Source organism: Planomicrobium sp. CPCC 101110, assembly GCF_007859395.1.
Lineage (GTDB): Bacteria > Bacillota > Bacilli > Bacillales_A > Planococcaceae > Planococcus.
In genome coordinates this window covers 1,518,007-1,534,712 of sequence record NZ_VOHD01000003.1, presented here as the reverse complement: position 1 = coordinate 1,534,712, position 16,706 = coordinate 1,518,007, and the positions used below count along the sequence as shown (strand labels likewise).

General features: G+C 47.6%; 20 protein-coding genes. 1 reads left to right on the top strand and 19 read right to left on the bottom strand.

Annotated elements, in window-relative coordinates:
- Positions 1–2: 2 nt before the first annotated feature.
- The 7 genes from panC to FQV30_RS07470 form a co-directional block, all read right to left on the bottom strand.
- On the bottom strand, positions 3–839 hold the full coding sequence (gene panC, locus FQV30_RS07500; RefSeq protein ID WP_146499469.1) for a pantoate--beta-alanine ligase: 837 nt from the start codon (positions 837–839) through the stop codon (positions 3–5).
- Positions 840–1,060: 221 nt separating this feature from the next.
- Positions 1,061–2,044 carry a biotin--[acetyl-CoA-carboxylase] ligase gene (locus tag FQV30_RS07495; protein WP_146499468.1) on the bottom strand — a complete coding sequence of 328 codons (984 nt, stop codon included), beginning with the start codon at positions 2,042–2,044 and terminating at the stop codon, positions 1,061–1,063.
- Positions 2,022–3,155, bottom strand: a complete 1,134-nt coding sequence (locus FQV30_RS07490) for a CCA tRNA nucleotidyltransferase (protein ID WP_146499467.1) — start codon at positions 3,153–3,155, stop codon at positions 2,022–2,024. The genes FQV30_RS07495 and FQV30_RS07490 overlap by 23 nt, the downstream gene beginning before the upstream one ends.
- A complete protein-coding gene (gene bshA, locus FQV30_RS07485) occupies positions 3,152–4,294 on the bottom strand; it encodes an N-acetyl-alpha-D-glucosaminyl L-malate synthase BshA (RefSeq protein WP_146499466.1) in 1,143 nt (380 codons plus the stop codon). Before bshA ends, FQV30_RS07490 begins: the two co-directional genes overlap by 4 nt.
- Positions 4,295–4,305: 11 nt before the next feature.
- Positions 4,306–4,710 carry a methylglyoxal synthase gene (mgsA, locus tag FQV30_RS07480; RefSeq protein ID WP_146499465.1) on the bottom strand — a complete coding sequence of 135 codons (405 nt, stop codon included), beginning with the start codon at positions 4,708–4,710 and terminating at the stop codon, positions 4,306–4,308.
- A gap of 14 nt (positions 4,711–4,724) precedes the next feature.
- Positions 4,725–5,525, bottom strand: coding sequence for a 4-hydroxy-tetrahydrodipicolinate reductase (gene dapB, locus FQV30_RS07475; RefSeq protein ID WP_146499464.1), 801 nt, complete (start codon positions 5,523–5,525; stop codon positions 4,725–4,727).
- Positions 5,522–5,860, bottom strand: coding sequence for a nucleotide pyrophosphohydrolase (locus FQV30_RS07470; protein WP_146499463.1), 339 nt, complete (start codon positions 5,858–5,860; stop codon positions 5,522–5,524). The genes dapB and FQV30_RS07470 overlap by 4 nt, the downstream gene beginning before the upstream one ends.
- A 104-nt stretch (positions 5,861–5,964) precedes the next feature.
- On the opposite strand from FQV30_RS07470, the gene FQV30_RS07465 reads away from it, so the two are divergent.
- A complete protein-coding gene (locus FQV30_RS07465) occupies positions 5,965–6,834 on the top strand; it encodes a YitT family protein (protein WP_146499462.1) in 870 nt (289 codons plus the stop codon).
- Between the two features lie 80 nt (positions 6,835–6,914).
- Here the strand turns inward: FQV30_RS07465 and FQV30_RS07460 are convergent, their stop codons facing one another.
- From FQV30_RS07460 to aroB, 12 genes are all read right to left on the bottom strand, one after another.
- Positions 6,915–7,589, bottom strand: coding sequence for a zinc metallopeptidase (locus FQV30_RS07460; protein WP_146499461.1), 675 nt, complete (start codon positions 7,587–7,589; stop codon positions 6,915–6,917).
- A 46-nt stretch (positions 7,590–7,635) separates the two neighbouring features.
- Positions 7,636–8,244, bottom strand: coding sequence for a lipoprotein heptaprenylglyceryl N-acetyltransferase LhaT (lhaT, locus tag FQV30_RS07455; RefSeq protein ID WP_255473347.1), 609 nt, complete (start codon positions 8,242–8,244; stop codon positions 7,636–7,638).
- 71 nt (positions 8,245–8,315) lie between these two features.
- The gene (locus tag FQV30_RS07450; protein ID WP_146499460.1) at positions 8,316–9,095 is read right to left on the bottom strand and encodes a menaquinol-cytochrome c reductase cytochrome b/c subunit; all 780 of its coding nucleotides are present in this window, start codon (positions 9,093–9,095) and stop codon (positions 8,316–8,318) included.
- Between the two features lie 39 nt (positions 9,096–9,134).
- Positions 9,135–9,809 (bottom strand): menaquinol-cytochrome c reductase cytochrome b subunit, encoded by a 675-nt coding sequence (qcrB, locus tag FQV30_RS07445; RefSeq protein WP_146499459.1) that lies wholly within the window; start codon positions 9,807–9,809, stop codon positions 9,135–9,137.
- Between the two features lie 23 nt (positions 9,810–9,832).
- On the bottom strand, positions 9,833–10,336 hold the full coding sequence (locus FQV30_RS07440) for a QcrA and Rieske domain-containing protein (RefSeq protein ID WP_146499458.1): 504 nt from the start codon (positions 10,334–10,336) through the stop codon (positions 9,833–9,835).
- A 151-nt stretch (positions 10,337–10,487) separates the two neighbouring features.
- The gene (locus tag FQV30_RS07435) at positions 10,488–10,940 is read right to left on the bottom strand and encodes a YpiF family protein (RefSeq protein ID WP_146499457.1); all 453 of its coding nucleotides are present in this window, start codon (positions 10,938–10,940) and stop codon (positions 10,488–10,490) included.
- Between the two features lie 5 nt (positions 10,941–10,945).
- Positions 10,946–11,509, bottom strand: coding sequence for a ReoY family proteolytic degradation factor (locus tag FQV30_RS07430; protein WP_146499456.1), 564 nt, complete (start codon positions 11,507–11,509; stop codon positions 10,946–10,948).
- Between the two features lie 14 nt (positions 11,510–11,523).
- Complete coding sequence (locus FQV30_RS07425) at positions 11,524–12,777, bottom strand: tetratricopeptide repeat protein (protein WP_146499455.1); 1,254 nt, start codon at positions 12,775–12,777, stop codon at positions 11,524–11,526.
- Positions 12,778–12,863: 86 nt separating this feature from the next.
- The gene (gene aroA / locus FQV30_RS07420) at positions 12,864–14,147 is read right to left on the bottom strand and encodes a 3-phosphoshikimate 1-carboxyvinyltransferase (RefSeq protein WP_146499454.1); all 1,284 of its coding nucleotides are present in this window, start codon (positions 14,145–14,147) and stop codon (positions 12,864–12,866) included.
- A gap of 15 nt (positions 14,148–14,162) precedes the next feature.
- The gene (locus FQV30_RS07415) at positions 14,163–15,254 is read right to left on the bottom strand and encodes a prephenate dehydrogenase (protein WP_146499453.1); all 1,092 of its coding nucleotides are present in this window, start codon (positions 15,252–15,254) and stop codon (positions 14,163–14,165) included.
- Complete coding sequence (aroH, locus tag FQV30_RS07410) at positions 15,251–15,634, bottom strand: chorismate mutase (protein WP_146499452.1); 384 nt, start codon at positions 15,632–15,634, stop codon at positions 15,251–15,253. Before aroH ends, FQV30_RS07415 begins: the two co-directional genes overlap by 4 nt.
- Entirely contained in the window at positions 15,635–16,705 is a 1,071-nt protein-coding gene (gene aroB, locus FQV30_RS07405; protein WP_146499451.1) for a 3-dehydroquinate synthase, read from the bottom strand.
- Position 16,706 lies beyond the last annotated feature (1 nt).

Genomic DNA, 16,706 nt, shown 5'->3' with positions numbered 1-16,706 from the left:
TTTCAGTTCCCCTTTAATTTTATGATGACATTATCGATCAAACGCGCTTTTTCAAACTGCACGGCTAGCGCCAAAATGGCTTCGTCTGTAATTTCTTTTGACAGTGTCGGGTAGTCATGCAATTCAATATAGTCGATTTTCCCCGAGATGCGTTCCTTCAAGTACTCGCTCATCTCCTGCAACGGATTTTCGCCTCCAAGCACGAGTTGCTTGCCCAGCTGGAGCGCTGCATGCAAATGCGGTGCTTCCCTACGCTCCGCTTCGCTCAAATAAACGTTCCGGGAACTTTTTGCAAGTCCATCCGCTTCCCGTACCGTTTCCCCTCGGCGTATCTCCAGCGGAAAATTGTAATCAGCGACAAGCGATTCAATAATCGCCAACTGCTGCGCGTCTTTCTGCCCAAAATAAGCCCGGTTGGGTTCCGTTAAATGAAACAGTTTTGTGACGACTTTCAAGACGCCGTCAAAGTGGCCAGGACGCTTTGCCCCACAGAGCACTTCCGCTTGGGCGCCGGCCGAAATTGAAATTTGCGATTCACGAGGATACATTTCCGCAACCGAAGGGGCAAATATAACATCTGTGCCTGCGGAAGCAGCCAATTGCTGATCCCGTTCCATATCGCGCGGATATCGGTCGAAATCTTCATTCGGACCGAATTGCGCCGGGTTCACGAAAATGCTCATGACCACTTTGTCGTTTTCCTGCTTGGCTTTTTCGACCAAAGACAGGTGGCCTTCGTGGAGAAAGCCCATTGTCGGGACCAGCCCGATCGTTTGTCCCGATTTTTTTTCTTCGCGGACCCAATTTTTCAGTTCTTCGACCGTTCGAATCGTTTGCACACGTTTTCTCTCCTTTTTGGAGTAAACCATATAAAAAGCCTTCCGCCGCTAAAAAAGGACAGAAGGACAGAAAATGCATTTTAGGTTTCCTCCGTCCCTGTCTGAAAGATCAAGGCAGAATTATTGGATTGGATTGCTCAAATGTTTGGTTTGGGTGCAGTTCGCATGCGATACTGCCCACTAATGACACTATACCAGAAGCATTGTGAAAAAACCAAACATCAATTTTTCATTTCGATATCAGCCGAATAAATGCCATGGAGCCTGCCGTCTGGTGTGCGCAGCTGCAGAACACCGTCATCGGTGATTCCTTCTGCGATGCCTTCGAGTGTTTCTTTTGCCATCCTTGCACGGACCGGGCGCCCAATTGTAGACGAATAGCCTTCCCACATTACTTTCAGCAAGCCGAAGCCTTGTTCAACATACAACTCTGTATACTGCTCCAAATGGAAGAGCAGGGAACGAACCAAGTCCTGGCGATTCACCCCTTGTCCGCCTGCCATCTTCAGCGAAGCAGCAATATCACGGACTTCCGGGCTGAAATCTTCCATTTCCTGATTGACGTTCATCCCTATGCCGATGATCAACGCTTGAATGCCGTCCGCATCAGACTGCAATTCAGTCAGAATGCCGGTGCATTTTTTGCCGTTCAACAGAATATCGTTCGGCCATTTGATTTCCGGCTTTAATCCGGTTACTTCTTCAATGGCGCGCACTACTGCAACAGCTGCAACCAGCGTGAATTGCGGCGCTTTTTGCGGAACCACATCCGGTCTCAGAATAACGCTCATCCAGATGCCTTTTTGCGGAGCTGAATCCCATTTGCGCGCAAGCCTTCCGCGGCCCTCTGTCTGTGTTTCAGTCAAAACGACCGTTCCATCCGCCGTTCCTTCTTGGGCAAGGTTGTGTGCAAGAATTTGAGTGGAAGGGCACGATTCGATATATTCCATTGCTTGGCCGATTTTCTTCGTCCTTAAAAGCGGCTGGATCGCAGCCGGTTCTAATGTATCCGGCACGCTCTTTAAAATATATCCCCGTTTTTTTATCGATTCGATGGAATAGCCCTTTTCTTCTAATTCCTTGATGTGCTTCCAAACAGCAGTCCTGGAAATGCTGAATTCGTCCGCCAAGCGCTGGCCGGAAAGAGGTTCCCCTCCCGCTTCCATCAATCGTTTCGCTAGTTTATGCGTGACGGTGATATTCATGTGAAAACCATTCCTTTATCTGTTCTTTATCGTTCTGCAGACGGCCATACACAATTTGCCGCTCCATTTCGGAAATCCATCCCTTTAGCCATGGCCCTTGCCCGTCTCCGCTCCATTGCATCAGATCATTGCCGGTCGCTGCCAGCTCTTTTTTTGACTGGATGGGCAGTTTGGCTTTTTCCGATTCGACATCCACTTTCTTTTCCTTCAAAAAAGAAGCGATGTTCAATTCTCTGGCTGAAAAGGAATAAAAAGTCCAAGCGTCCCAATTCTCCGCGCGCGATGCCTCCAAAGCTTTCGCAATCACCCGCTTTTCGTCATTGGAAAATCTATATTCCAGTAGATTGTCCGCTTTTCCCCCTTGCCGGTAAAGCATATAACTCCATCCTAACAAATGATCGCCGGTGGCAATATAAGCTGACCAATCAATCGAAAACAGCGGGCCTGCCGGCAAATTGGCACTTAAGCCTGACTGTTCCAAATAGCCCATGCTCCGAGCGGTATGATTGTTCGAAAAAATTTTGTCCAGCTCGGCTTTGATGCGCTCGACCGCTATAGAACGGATCAGATGGGCTTGCCTTTGAATAGCAGCCAAGGTCTCACCGTCGATCCAGAAATCAAGCTGCCCCGAAAAACGTACGGCCCTCAACATGCGCAGAGCGTCTTCCTGGAACCGTTTATCAGCGTTGTCGACAGCCCGGATAATGCGTTTTTCCAAGTCTTCCCTTCCCCCGAACGGATCGATCACATTCAAGTCCTCTGCCATAGCCATGGCATTGATGGTAAAGTCGCGCCGCTTCAAATCCTCTTCCAGCGATTGGACAAATTCAACAGAATCCGGCCGCCGCTTGTCAGAATACAAGCCGTCAGTCCGGAACGTCGTCACTTCTATGCCGCTTCCGTCAAGAAGAACCAATACAGTGCCATGGTCGATTCCGGTATCGACTGTGCGGTTGAACAGCCCTTTCACTTTTTCCGGTGATGCACTGGTGGCTACATCAAAATCGTCCGGCTGCTTTCCAAGCAAAAAATCACGGACTGCTCCCCCTACCAAGTACGCTTCATATCCAGCGTTCTCGAGAATGCGGATCACTTTCACCGCAATTTTCATGCTTGTCCACCCCTATCGAGCAGAGTTTCATAAATGGCTTCATATTGCTCGAGGATCGAGGTTGAATGAAACCGTTTTTCGACAGTCTCCAAAGCGCCGGTTTTCAACTGCCGATGGAGTTCGTCATTTGTCAAAATCTCCAATGCGTATCGGGCAGCTTGTTCAACATCCCCTAGATCAATCAAATAACCGTTGACACCAGGAGAAATGATTTCGGGCATGCCGCCAATACGGGCTCCGATGCCTGGAACGCCGCAAGCCATCGCTTCAAGCAAAACAAGCCCGAATGCCTCTTTTTCAGAAAGCAGCAGTTTCAAATCGCATATATTGTAAAGCTCGGACAAATTATCGCGTTTGCCGAGGAACAGCACATGGTTTTCCAGGCCGAGTTCACGGACTTGCTGAACAACTCTTCCCATTTCCGGGCCATCACCGATCAACAGCAGTTTAGCATCAACTTGCTGCTTGACCCGGTAAAATGTGGATACGACATCGGCAACGCGTTTTACTTTCCGGAAATTGGAAACGTGTACAATGACCTTCTCATCTTTCCGGATGCCAAATTCTTCTTTCAATCCCTCTACGTGTTTGAGCCGGTATTCGCGTTCATCCACAAAATTATATACCGTTTGGATTTCCTGGTCCGGATCAATCATTTCATATGTCTGGTCTTTCAGCGAATCGGATACAGCTGTCACGACGTCAGATTTTTCTATGCCATAACGTATGGCTTCTTTCAAGGAAGAATCCGTGCCAAGAACCGTGATATCGGTTCCATGAAGAGTGGTGACGATGCCGATGTCAGCACCGGACATATCCCGGCCGAGAATTGCACAGACGGCGTGGGGAATGGCATAGTGGACATGCATCAAGTCCAGTTTTTCGTTCTGGATCACTTCCGCTATTTTTGTGGCAAGGGCGATATCATAAGGCGCATACTGGAACACGGAATAGCTGTTGACATCAACCTGATGGCTGTAGATATTGGGATAATTCCGGTTCAATCGGAATGGCGTGCTTGATGTGATAAAGTGGACTTCATGCCCTTTTTCTGCAAGCATTTTCCCTAATTCTGTCGCTACGACCCCGGACCCCCCTACTGTGGGATAACACGTGATGCCGATTTTCATTTTCCGCAAAGCTTTTCCTCCTATCCTCTCCGCCCGCGAATCAATCGCCAGTCCACAAATCCTTCCGACAAGCCTTTCAACAGCACTTCCGCCGTCCCCATATTGGTTGCAAGAGGCACGCCGTAAACATCGCACAAGCGGATCAATGCCGTCACATCCGGCTCATGCGGCTGCGCAGTCAACGGGTCGCGGAAAAAGATGATCATATCCATTTGGTCCTGGGCAATCATGGCTCCGATCTGCTGATCCCCTCCTAATGGTCCAGAACGGAAAAGGGTCACAGGAAGGTCCGCTTCATCAATGACGCGTTTTCCTGTCGTTCCTGTCGCATAAAGCGAATGCTCTTTTAAAATTGGCTGGTAAGCTATAACAAATTGAACCAAGTCGTCTTTTTTGCGGTCATGGGCAATTAACGCGATTTTCATTCTATCTTCCCCTTTTAGTCGATAATATGTTCAAGGCCATACACCAGCTCTTTTAAATTCATGACGGTCTTTACAGACAGCACAACTCCAGACATGAACGAACCGCGGTTGAAAGAATCATGGCGAATCGTCAATAGCTGGCCTTCTCCTCCCAGCAGCACCTGCTGATGGGCAACAAGGCCCGGCAGCCGGACGCTGTGGATGCGCATCCCTTCATAATCAGCGCCTCTGGCGCCCTGGATCGTTTCTTTTTCTTTAGGATGGCCTTGGATATGTGACGGACGCACCGAGGAAATCAGGTTGGCTGTCTTCAGTGCTGTCCCTGAAGGAGCGTCCAATTTTTGATCATGGTGCATTTCAATGATTTCAACGTCCGGTAAATATTTGGCCGCCTGCTCTGCAAATTTCATCATCAAAACAGCGCCAACTGCAAAGTTCGGCGCTATGATGCAGCCGATTTCCGCTTTTTCCGCAAATGCTTTCAATTCCTCCAGTTCTTCATCCGTGAAGCCGGTTGTCCCGACAACCGGGCGTATACGGAGCTCCAGAGCTTTCTTAGTGTGTTCATAAACAGATTCAGGAGACGTTAAGTCGACAAGAACATCCGGTTTTGTTTTTTCGTGAAGTTCCCCTAAGTCTGTAAATATCGGCGCTCCATAGGAAGGCGGAAACAGGTTCGTATCTTCAAGCGTCTTCCAGATGTTTTTATAATCCAGCACCGAAACCAATTCCATATCAGGATTTTTCATAATTGTATGTACAGCCTCTTGTCCCATTCTGCCTCTTGCCCCTGCAATTGCTACGCGTATTGTCATTCTGTTTCTTCCTTTCTCGTCCAACGGTCTTTGTCCCGTGTGTTGAATTTATGCATGACGCGGTCATGCGCTTTTTCCAAATCGATATCCATTGAATTTGCCATGCAAATCAAGACGAAAAGCATATCGCCCATCTCATCTTCAATGCTTTTCTCTTCTTCGGTCGCCTTCTTTTTCTTCGGGCCATGTACATGAATCACTTCACGCGCCAGCTCGCCAAGTTCTTCCGTAAGCCGCGCCAGCATTTCCAGCGGCTCAAAATAACCTTCCTTGAATTGCCCTATATAATTATCCACTTCCTGCTGAAGTTCGCTCATCGTTTTTTGGCCAGCCATTTCATCACACTCCTCTTTTCATCGTAAAGAAAATGGGGGATGTTGTCAAAATCCTTCTTATAGCTGATAATACAAGAGTTGAAGAATGGATGGGAGTTGATCATTTGCTAAAAGGACTGCAAATCAAAAACATTTTCTTTATTTTGATCGGAGCCGCCATTTATAGTTTTGGTTTTGTCCACTTTAATATCCAAAACGAATTGGGGGAAGGCGGATTTGCGGGCATAACATTGATTTTATTTTTCCTGTTTCAATGGGATCCTGCGCTAATGAACTTATTGCTGAACATTCCTTTGTTCTTCATCGGCTGGAAGCTGCTCGGCCGGAAAGTGTTTCTTTATACCATTATCGGAACCGTAGCAGTTTCAGTATTTCTGAAACTATTCCTTATTTATGAAATCCAAATCGATCTTCACGAAGACTTGTTCTTGGCCACTTTGTTCGCAGGCGTCTCTGTCGGCATCGGTCTCGGCATCATTTTCAGGTACGGGGGAACTACTGGCGGAGTGGATATTATCGCGCGCCTTGTCCAAAAATACAGCGGATGGAGCATGGGCAAGACGATGTTCCTGTTCGATGCGGTTGTGATCGTTCTGTCCCGCTTAACGTTTCTGGACAATCGGACGATGATGTACACCTTGGTAGCTGTTTTCGTAGGAGCCCGCGTCATCGATTTTGTCCAGGAAGGCGCTTATTCCGGACGAGGGGCTTTGATAATTTCCAGCTACCAAGAAGAGATTGCAAGCCGCATTGCGATTGATATGGACCGGGGGATTACCATTCTGCGCGGCTACGGGCATTTTACGAAAGAAGAACGTGAAGTGCTGTACTGCGTCGTCGCCAAAAACGAAATCGTCCGGTTGAAAAATATCATCAACAGTGTGGACCCGCATGCTTTCGTCTCCCTTATCGAAGTGCACGATGTCATGGGAGAAGGTTTTACGCTTGATGAACAAAAACAGCCAATTGGGTAACTCTCCAGTGGGTTTGCTGTAAAGAAAAATTTTTTTGTTTCCACAAAAAAACCGGTCCGAAAATTCGGACCGGTTTTTCTTTATGAACGGTTCATGCCTGTATAGATCAAAACTAAACGTGCCAGTTCAAGAACCGCTACTGCAGTAGCTGCAACATAAGTCATTGCAGCAGCACTCAGCACTTTTTTCGCGTGCCTTTCTTCTTCGTTGCGGATGATGTTATGCGACAACAACTGGTCCATTGCACGGCTTGATGCATTGAACTCCACCGGCAACGTGATGATTTGGAACACAACCCCTGCAGCAAGCAAGATTATTCCAAGCAGCAAAGCGTCGCTCCAGGCGGAGAACAAACCGATCATGATAAAAATCCATGAAGCGTTCGATGATACGTTAACAAGCGGTACTAGGCGGTGGCGCAAGCGCAGGAACGAATAAGCTTCCGCGTCTTGGATTGCATGCCCTACTTCGTGTGCAGCAACTGCTGTGCCAGCAACCGAAGCTTCGTGATAGTTATGGGAGCTTAAAGCAACTATTTTCGTTAATGGGTTATAGTGGTCACTCAACATACCGCGGCTTTCCACAACTTTCACATCATGCAAACCGTTTTGGTCCAAAATAATGCGGGCAACTTGCGCGCCCGTATGGCCGGAAGTAGAACGGACTTTTGAATACTTGCTATACGTTCGTTTCAATTTGAACTGGGCCCATAGCGGCAAAGCAAGCAACAGGATAAAGTAGACAATGAATCCCATATCTTATTTCCACACCTCTTTCATACTATTTCGTACCTTTATTTTACTAAGAAACGTCAGTATTGGTCAATTGAAACGCACTTGCTTTGTTCAACTGGGCAACGTAACCCGCGAAAGCGATGCAGCCAATCGACAGCCAAAATGTGAAATAACCAATTTGCGCACTGTAATCGCTTAAACTGCTGTAAATCGGCATCTGGCCAAACACATAATCGATAACATCGTTATGCAGGGTCCAAACGGCTGTAAGCCCAACAGCCCACCAGCCAAAACGGTAGTGGTCTATGTAAAGCACCGCTTGCAGCGCCATCGCAAAATGAGAACCGACAAGCATCCAGCCCATCCAGCCGATTTCACCCGCTTGCCAAAGCGTCAGTAAATTCATGACGACTGCCCAAAGGCCGTATTTGATCAAGGTGATAAATGCCAATGCCTCAAACAGTGAACTGCGCTTGCCAATGAGCCATAGCCCTAAAACAACCGTAAAAAACAAACTTGCAGTCGGACTATCCGGCACGAATATTAAAAATTTAGGCTCTGTGATTTTCAATTGCCAGCCATACCATATGTAGCCATAAATTGTGCCAAACAGATTCACGATAAACAACAGCAGCAAAAATGGCCGATACATGAGCCATGCAGAAAGATTTTGCATAAAGGAAAGCATCATTTTCTCCCTTTCCGAGTAGTAAAAAAGAGCCGGTTTCCCGGCTCTTTCAACTGCAATTATTCAGATAGTCCATCGATGAATTCAGCCAAGACTTGCAAGTCTTCGTCTGAACCTTCCCATGATGGCGGCATTTTTTGCTGGCCGTCTTCTTCAATACCATTCACAGCAATTTCAGCAATTTCTTCAGCTGTATATTCTGTGTTGGTAAGAGCCGGTCCAACCGCGCCTTCCAAGTTATCGCCGTGGCAGCTGATACATGCAGAACCTGAATAGATTTCATATCCTGGATCGCTCGTATCAATTTGAACTTCCTCAACGATTTGCCCTTGAGCTTCTGCAGCTTCCCAGTCATGGTTCGCTACAGATTCCCAAGTCAAGAAACAGATGGCCGCTACTGACAAAAGTCCGAATGCCACAGGCAATGGGCGTTTTGACAGGCGTCGTTCAGGGCCAGGATCCAAGAATGGCGCTAGCATTAGAGCCCCAAAAGCAAGTCCTGGCATGATGATTGCTCCGACGATATTGAACGGGCCGGATGCAAATTGATATTTTAACAATTGGTATAAGAATAAGAAATACCAGTCTGGCAACGGAATATAACCTGTATCTGTCGGGTCTGCCTGGCCTTCAAGAGGCGAAGGATGCGCGACAGTCAAAAGCAAATATCCGATCAAGAAGACAGCACCAATCATCCATTCTTTCAAAAGGAAGTTGGGCCAGAAAGCTTCTGTTTTACCAGGGTATTCGGAATAATCTTTAGGGATATTTGGTTTACGATGCTGTAAACCAGGCACACGAGAATCCCCTACGAACTTCATCCCTTTTCCGCGATGCATAGTGTCCCCTCCTTTATAAATCCTTAAGACCGCAAAATTTTAAAGCGGTCCTGAAATACCTTGTCTTCTGATCATGACGAAATGCGCGCCCATCAACCCAAGTAATGCGGCAGGCAAGAAGAATACATGAATCGCGAAGAATCGAGTCAAAGTTTGTGCACCGAGAATTGTTGAATCCCCGGCAAGAAGGACTTTGATCATACCGCCGATTACTGGTACAGAAGCGGCAATTTCAATTCCTACTTTTGTTGCAAATAATGCTTTCATATCCCATGGAAGCAGGTAGCCTGTGAAGCTGAGCCCTAAGATTACGCCGAACAGCAAAACTCCGACGATCCAGTTCAACTCACGAGGTTTTTTGTAAGCTCCTGTAAAGAATACACGTAATGTATGAAGGAAAATCATTACCACTACTAGAGAAGAACCCCAGTGGTGCATCCCACGCACGATTTCTCCAAAAGCGACTTCGTTTTGAAGATAATATACCGACTGCCAAGCATTTTCGATATCAGGCACATAATACATTGTTAAGAACATACCGGATAAGATCTGGATTACTGTAATGAAGAAGGTTAATCCTCCGAAGCAGTAAACAAATGCCGAGAAGTGGTGTGCGGGGTTTACGTGTTCCGGTACTTCATGGTCAGCAATATCACGCCAGATCGGCGTGATGTCCAAGCGCTCATCAACCCAATCATATAACTTGTTTAGCACTGGTGTCGTACCCCCTTAAACTATTAAATTAAACTGTTTGCTTTTACTGCACCGATAGCAAGATATCCGTCTCGTTCTTCAACTGCGAATTCATCGAGCGGTCCAAGCGGCGGTGTTCCTGGAACGTTTTGGCCATTTTTTTCATAACGTCCAGCGTGGCATGGGCAGAAAAATTGGGTCGGGTGTTCCGGGTCAGCTGCCCAGTTCACTGTACAGCCCAAATGCTTACAGACAGGTGAGAGTGCGATAATTTTGTCGCCTTCTTTATACACCCATGCAGAGCTTGTCACTTCCGAGGTGTACCATGCATCAACTTGCTCATATGCAAAGTCAACACGTACCGGCTCTTCAGATAAATCAGCTACTGCTTGGTCAGTCAATACGAAATCCCCAGCTGTATTCTCTTGGAGAATTGGGTCTACCGCAAAACGAATCATCGGCATTAGCATTCCTGCTGCCATGAAACCACCAACGCCTGTTAAAGTATAACCTAAAAATTGACGTCTTGATACACGATTGTTACTCATCCTTTTCCCCCCTCTAACATTCAAGGTCAGTCCAATGGACATACTCATTCAAATATAATTACTAGGACAACCTAATGATATATCAATAGAAAGTGCAGGTCAATATTGCATTCAATCTAATGTGAATCTATTAAGACAGTTTGTGAACATTTCATGAAGGCTTTGTCCACTCTTTTGTGAAGAGCGGGAGCACTTGCCGCAGCTGGTCTTCCATGACGGAATTCCGGAATCTTTGGTCCATGTTTTCTATCGGGATGGCAGGCAGCCACAAGACATTTTCCAGGCTGTCGATTGTGCGCCAGGCAGCATCTGTCGTCAAATAGAACACATGCTTGAAGTTTGCCGCATGCAGCTCTTCCCCCAATTCGCCGGCAATCCGTTCACGGTCCGCTTTTTTTGCATAAGAAATAGGCGGAAGCAAAAGGATCCGCCCTTTAAATTGTTTTTCTAGTAAAGCGGTTAGCGATTGCAGATACTCGGATGCGCTAGCGCTTCTTTTAACGCCTTCAGTGCTCAAATCCACTTCGAGCAGCGGCACGATTGCCGTGTCTACGTATTCTTTCTGTTGAATAAACTGATCCATATCTTTGCCGATAAAATACATAGGTTTTATTCACTCTCCGTTTTGTTCATGGTTTGGATTGATTGAAGCAGCTCGGACAACTTGAAGAATTTGTCCCGGTCATTTGAGTCAAGCGCTTCATCAATTTGCTTCAATATCGCTTCCTCCTGGAAAGCGGACATGCTTTCTTCGAGCACCTTTTCCGCTATGAGGCGGTCTTGGACGTTGTAGGAGGCATTTTTGGGCATATAAGGATTTTCCTCCAAAACAGACAAGTAAAGCGGAGACGGCGGGCGATTCGGGAAGTTCAATTGAACATATAATTCTTCCTCGGGATTCAAGCGGAGGTCATGGAACGACTTTTCCGCGTCCGCCGTCATGAGGTTTCCTTTGTAGAAACGGAACGGTATTTCCTTCGACTCTGTCGAGGACATGACCATGGCGCGAGGGCAGTAATGCGCTTCTTCAACAAAATGGGTTTTCTCCAGCAAATTCTCATTGCTGAGCATGTAATTGAGTATCCAGATGCATTCCCGTCTCTTCATCTTGTGCGACTGTAAAAACCAACGGACAAACTGCTTTTTCTCTCCCACTGAAACCGATGCGGTCATGTTTGTTCCTCCTTTCATTCCACAGACTGTTGCCAGTCGAACCATTCAGGATTGTTCGGCTGCAGGCTCTGCAGCTTTTTAATAATTTCGAGGGCGCGTTCCCGTTTTCCTTCTTCAAGCAGAAAACGCGCATAATTTTCAAGAAACGCCGGATCTTCGGAAAACGCCGGGTATGCTTTATCGAAATAAGCCGCCGCCTGGACAAATTGCTCCGTGCGCGCGTATGACTCCGCAATCATCGGATAAAGGCCGGCCCAATCGTCTTCGTTGGCGACTACCGTTTCGGTCAGCTCAAGAACTTCCTCATCCATCTCTTCTGCATGGAAATAGGATACAAGCGTATAGATAGCTTCCATATATTCCGGGTCAAGCGCGATCGCCTGCCGCAAATAGTCGACGCCAGCTTCTTTGTTGCCTAGTTTAAGCGCCAGCTTGCCGGCAAACAAATACAGTTCTTTTTCATATTCATTCCGGGCGATGCCTTCTTGGATCGCCTTGTATGCACCTTTATAATCTTCCGCCATATTCAAACTTTGGGCACGAAGGAAATAGGCTGAAAAATAATCCGGATCTATTTCAATAAGCTCTTCCAGCCAGCGGACGGCCATCTCGTATTGGCGGGTCTGGAATGCCGCAAAAGCTGCCCCGAACATGACATCGGGCTGTTTCAAATCATCCAGCGCCTCATTATAATATGGGAGCGCTTCTTCGTAAGCCGCTCCTGCACTGTATACTTCAGCCAGCCTCTCGGATAGGTTGACCCCTTCTATCGCAACTCCTTGTTCTTTAAGGTCCTGATAGATTTTCGCCGATTCCAAATACCGACCAGAATCCAAGAGCAATTCCGCTTTGGCCTGCATCAGCAATGGCTCTTCAGGAAGCAGCTCGATCGCTTCATTCAGCCGGCTTTCCGCCGCCTCAAGAAGGCCTTGAAGCTGAAACAAATCCGCCAGCGTCACAAGCGCCTGAGGATATAATTCGTCATCTTTTGAAATTTCCATCAGTGCGTTAAGCGCCTCATCTTCACGGTCCGCCTCAATCAGCATATTGGCTTTGTCAATCGCCAGTTGCCCTTCTTCCGGAAAGATATACTGGAGATGTTCCAACACTTTGATCGCTTCTTCCACAAAACCGATTTCCGCAAACCACTCCGACAATCCATATTGTTCGTCAGGGTCGCCGCTCAGCAAATACTGGTCCAACAAAGAATGGACCGAGTCCATATCCCCTTGCTCGACCGCTTTTTGAATATCTTTCAAGTTTGCCATGCTATCACCTATTCTTTTTCAATTTCATCTTCTAATCCTACACGAAAGCTTTGGCTAAGCATAATAAAAACTCCCCTTTCGGAGAGTTAGTTTATCAAGGAATCCAATTGTTCAACAAAGCCGGGATAAGAAACGGAAATACACGCCGGATTGTCGATTACGACATCGCCCGAAGCAACGAGCGCCGCTACCGCTTCCATCATCCCAAGACGATGATCGCCGTATGATTTTACATGGGCCCCTGTCAAAGGAGTCGGCCCATTGATGATCATGCCATCATCGGTCGCTTTGATATCAGCTCCCAATTTCGACAGTTCCGCTACGACTGCCGCTATCCGGTCCGTTTCTTTGACGCGCAATTCTTCAGCGTCTTTGATAACCGTCGTGCCGTGTGCCTGTGTGGCAATCAAAGCAATCAGCGGTATTTCATCGATCAGCCGGGGAATCAAGTCGCCGCCAATTTCAGTCCCTGTTAGCGCTGAAGAACGGATAGTCAAATCTGCCGCTTTTTCTCCTGCTGCCTGCTGCTCCTCAACCTCAAAATCAGCGCCCATCTTTTCGATAACGTCCAAAATACCTGTACGCGTCGGATTCGTTCCGACATTTGTCAGCGTGACTTGGCTGTTCGGGGCAATAAGCGCTGCACCTATCATAAAAGCGGCAGAGGAAATATCGCCCGGCACTTTGACATGGTTGGCCTTAAGCGTTTGGCCGCCTTCAATTTCGATGGTTCCGTCATTTCTTGAAATCTCTGCACCGAAATGTTCGAGCATGATTTCCGTATGGTCCCGGGAAGCGACCGGTTCTGTCACTCTTGTTATGCCTTCAGCTTTCAGTCCGGCAAGAAGGATCGCCGACTTCACTTGAGCGCTGGCAACAGGCAACGTGTAATCGATCGCTGTCAGCTTGGTCCCTTGGATGGCAAGCGGAGTAAATTGGCCGTCGCGGCGGCCGCGGATATCCGCTCCCATTTCACGAAGCGGGTCAATAATCCGTTTCATCGGCCGTTTAGCAATCGATTCATCGCCTGCCATAACAGTATGGAAAGAAGTGCCGGCAAGAAGGCCCAGCATCAGGCGGGTTGTCGTTCCGGAATTCCCGGTGTCCAGCACTTCGGAAGGTTCTTCCCAAGAATTTTCTCCGCCGCTTTTGATGGTAACTTTGTCGCCGTTTAAAGCGATCTCCACTCCAAGTTTGCGGAAACAGCTTATAGTGCTCAAACAGTCATCTCCGAGAAGGAATCCTTCTACGGTAGTTGTGCCAGCTGCCATTGCGCCGAACATGATCGAGCGGTGGGAAATGGATTTATCTCCCGGTACTTGTATGGTCCCTGCCAAAGAAGGGTTTGAATAAGATAAAGTTAGAGCCATCACACAGACGTCCTTTCAGGAAATATATGAATCATAGGAAGTTCTTCGGTTGAAACACTTTTTTGCACGCTCACGGTCCTCAGCTGTCTGAAAACTGATAACCAAAATACCGAAAACGTCTTCGCGGGTTTCCAGTATACGGATATTGACAATGCTGATATTTTCCTCGGCCAAGTAACCTGTCAATTCCGAGATGACTCCCGGTACATCGGGAACGTCGATATGCAGATCGAAAACGGAATACAGTGCCCCGCTTACCGCAATCGGAAGTTCATCGCGCACTTCTTTTGCCTGCTTGAAATACTGCTGGATGGAATCTGGTTCATTTTCTTCCAGCAAATGCTTCAACCGGTTCATTTCACTCATCCAACTGTCCAGTTGGCGGATGATCATGCCATTGTTTTGAGTTGTAATATCGCGCCACATTTCCGGATTGGAAGAAGCGATGCGCGTAGTGTCCCGGAATCCGCCGGCCGCAAGCTGGCGGACAAAAGGATCCTCTTTTTCCTCTTTTTCCAACTGATGAACAAGCGAGGCGGCGATCAGGTGCGGAAAATGGCTGACAATCGCAGTCAAATAATCATGTTTTTCCGCCGGCAAAACCTCGATTTTCGCTTTGGTGACAGACAGCAGCAATTTCAGCTTTGAAAGATCCCCTTCATTCGCCAGCTTAGACGGCGTCAATATATAAAACGCATTTTCAAACAACAGATCTTTCGCCGCTTCCACTCCGCTTTTATGGGAGCCCGCCATAGGATGGCCGCCGATAAACGGCTTTTCCAAAGCTTCGGCCGCTTCCATGATCCGCAATTTCGTGCTGCCCGTATCCGTTAAAATCACGTTTTCCTTCAAATCCCAGAAACGGCTTTGCTCCATCAGTTTAAGGGTCGCACCGACAGGGGTGGCAAAGACAATAATATCCGCATTCCTCGCCGCGCTTTCCAGCGTCGGAGGTGCGCTATGTATAACGCCCATTTTGTAAGCTTTGCGCTGAGTCATCGGGTCTGCATCATAGCCTGCAATATGGACTTCCTGGTGCCGCTGCAATGATTTTGCAAGCGACCCGCCGATCAACCCCAGGCCAATGATCAAAACATGTGCATTCATGCTTGCCCCACCTGGTTTTTCTTCACCAAGTCCGGCCGGAGCTTGACCGCTTCGTTCATGAAAATATGCTGTATATCTTGTTGTTTTTGTTCGGTATTGACGTGCATCATCACACGGATGCAAAGCGGAAGACTTCCCGGGACGTCCATTTCATGCGTACACATTACCGGAACATAAGTCCAATCCTCCAATGTCCGAACTGCTTTGGCGGGAAAAGCGGAAGAAATATCGGGAGTCGTCGATATAATAACCGATGCGACCTTATCAGGATCAATGCTGTTTGCTTTTACCATTTCCAAGACCAGCTTTTTTGTTTCCTGAAAAATTTCTTCCGGCTGGTCTTTTGTTACTGTGATTGCGCCTCTAACTCCACGAATCATTTAAACTCCTCCAATCATTGCACAAAGTTCTAAATATACCTTTTCGGCCCGGTTTTCATCAATTGCCTCAAGAAACGGCGCGCCGGTTTTTTCCAGAAGCACGAAGCTGAGTGACCCTTTTGAGGATTTTTTATCTTTTTTCATAAAAGGCAGTATTTCCTCAAACGCCACTTCGTTCAATTTTTGCAGAGGATATCCGTTTTTTCTGCACCATACAAGAAATGGATCCAATTGCGGATGGTTTGATAAGCGCAAAGCGTAAGCCATGCCCAGCGCCACAGCTTCGCCGTGCGTAAGTTTCCCATAACCGAAATGGCCTTCCAGCGCATGGGCAAGGGTGTGCCCGAAATTCAGATACTTTCTCACGCCGCCCTCAAATTCGTCTTCTTCAACAATTGCCGCTTTAACCGCAATCCCTTTTTCAAGATGAGCAGCGATTTCTTCATCTGACAGCGAGCTGAAGTCCGTTATTTCAAGCAATTCTAGGAGCCAATCCTCGTTGGAAATAAACGCGTGCTTGATCACTTCGGCCATTCCGGAGCGGATTTCATGAGCTGGCAGGGTCCGCAGCAGCTGGATGTCGTAAAGAACAGCTTTGGGCTGATAAAATGTGCCGATCATGTTTTTCCCAAGCGCATGGTTGATAGCGGTTTTACCGCCCACTGCACTGTCGTGGGCAAGGATGGTCGTCGGAATTTGGATATACGGAATGCCGCGCATAAATGTAGAGGCGACAAATCCGGCCACATCTCCCACGGCTCCGCCTCCGAATGCCAGCAACAGCGACTTGCGTGAACAGCCTTCTTTGAGCAGGAAAGTATGGCAATCCATGAACGTTTCCACTGATTTCGCCTGTTCCCCTGAAGGAACCGTCAATATGCTCACATCATATTCCTGCAGATACCGGAGCAGATACTCCATGTGCAGTCTGGCCACTTGGGCGTCAGCCACTACCACGATCCGGTCAGCAGCATCCAATAGCCCGCGATAGTCTTCCTTGAACAAACTGAAAACCTCATGTCCGATATGTACATTATAAGGCTGGTCGGCTTCGACGCGAAGTAGCTTCATA

Bases quoted from the DNA above. Each gene is read 5' to 3' on its own strand.
- FQV30_RS07450 (WP_146499460.1), bottom strand. From the start codon at position 9,095: ATGCATCGCGGAAAAGGGATGAAGTTCGTAGGGGATTCTCGTGTGCCT.
- FQV30_RS07495 (WP_146499468.1), bottom strand. From the start codon at position 2,044: ATGAATATCACCGTCACGCATAAACTAGCGAAACGATTGATGGAAGCG.
- FQV30_RS07430 (WP_146499456.1), bottom strand. From the start codon at position 11,509: ATGACCGCATCGGTTTCAGTGGGAGAGAAAAAGCAGTTTGTCCGTTGG.
- dapB (WP_146499464.1), bottom strand. From the start codon at position 5,525: ATGACAATACGCGTAGCAATTGCAGGGGCAAGAGGCAGAATGGGACAA.
- FQV30_RS07490 (WP_146499467.1), bottom strand. From the start codon at position 3,155: ATGAAAATTGCGGTGAAAGTGATCCGCATTCTCGAGAACGCTGGATAT.
- FQV30_RS07460 (WP_146499461.1), bottom strand. From the start codon at position 7,589: ATGGGATTCATTGTCTACTTTATCCTGTTGCTTGCTTTGCCGCTATGG.
- FQV30_RS07415 (WP_146499453.1), bottom strand. From the start codon at position 15,254: ATGAATGCACATGTTTTGATCATTGGCCTGGGGTTGATCGGCGGGTCG.
- FQV30_RS07435 (WP_146499457.1), bottom strand. From the start codon at position 10,940: ATGTATTTTATCGGCAAAGATATGGATCAGTTTATTCAACAGAAAGAA.
- aroA (WP_146499454.1), bottom strand. From the start codon at position 14,147: ATGGCTCTAACTTTATCTTATTCAAACCCTTCTTTGGCAGGGACCATA.
- FQV30_RS07425 (WP_146499455.1), bottom strand. From the start codon at position 12,777: ATGGCAAACTTGAAAGATATTCAAAAAGCGGTCGAGCAAGGGGATATG.
- lhaT (WP_255473347.1), bottom strand. From the start codon at position 8,244: ATGCAAAATCTTTCTGCATGGCTCATGTATCGGCCATTTTTGCTGCTG.
- aroB (WP_146499451.1), bottom strand. From the start codon at position 16,705: ATGAAGCTACTTCGCGTCGAAGCCGACCAGCCTTATAATGTACATATC.
- FQV30_RS07470 (WP_146499463.1), bottom strand. From the start codon at position 5,860: ATGGCTGGCCAAAAAACGATGAGCGAACTTCAGCAGGAAGTGGATAAT.
- FQV30_RS07440 (WP_146499458.1), bottom strand. From the start codon at position 10,336: ATGAGTAACAATCGTGTATCAAGACGTCAATTTTTAGGTTATACTTTA.
- aroH (WP_146499452.1), bottom strand. From the start codon at position 15,634: ATGATTCGTGGAGTTAGAGGCGCAATCACAGTAACAAAAGACCAGCCG.
- mgsA (WP_146499465.1), bottom strand. From the start codon at position 4,710: ATGAAAATCGCGTTAATTGCCCATGACCGCAAAAAAGACGACTTGGTT.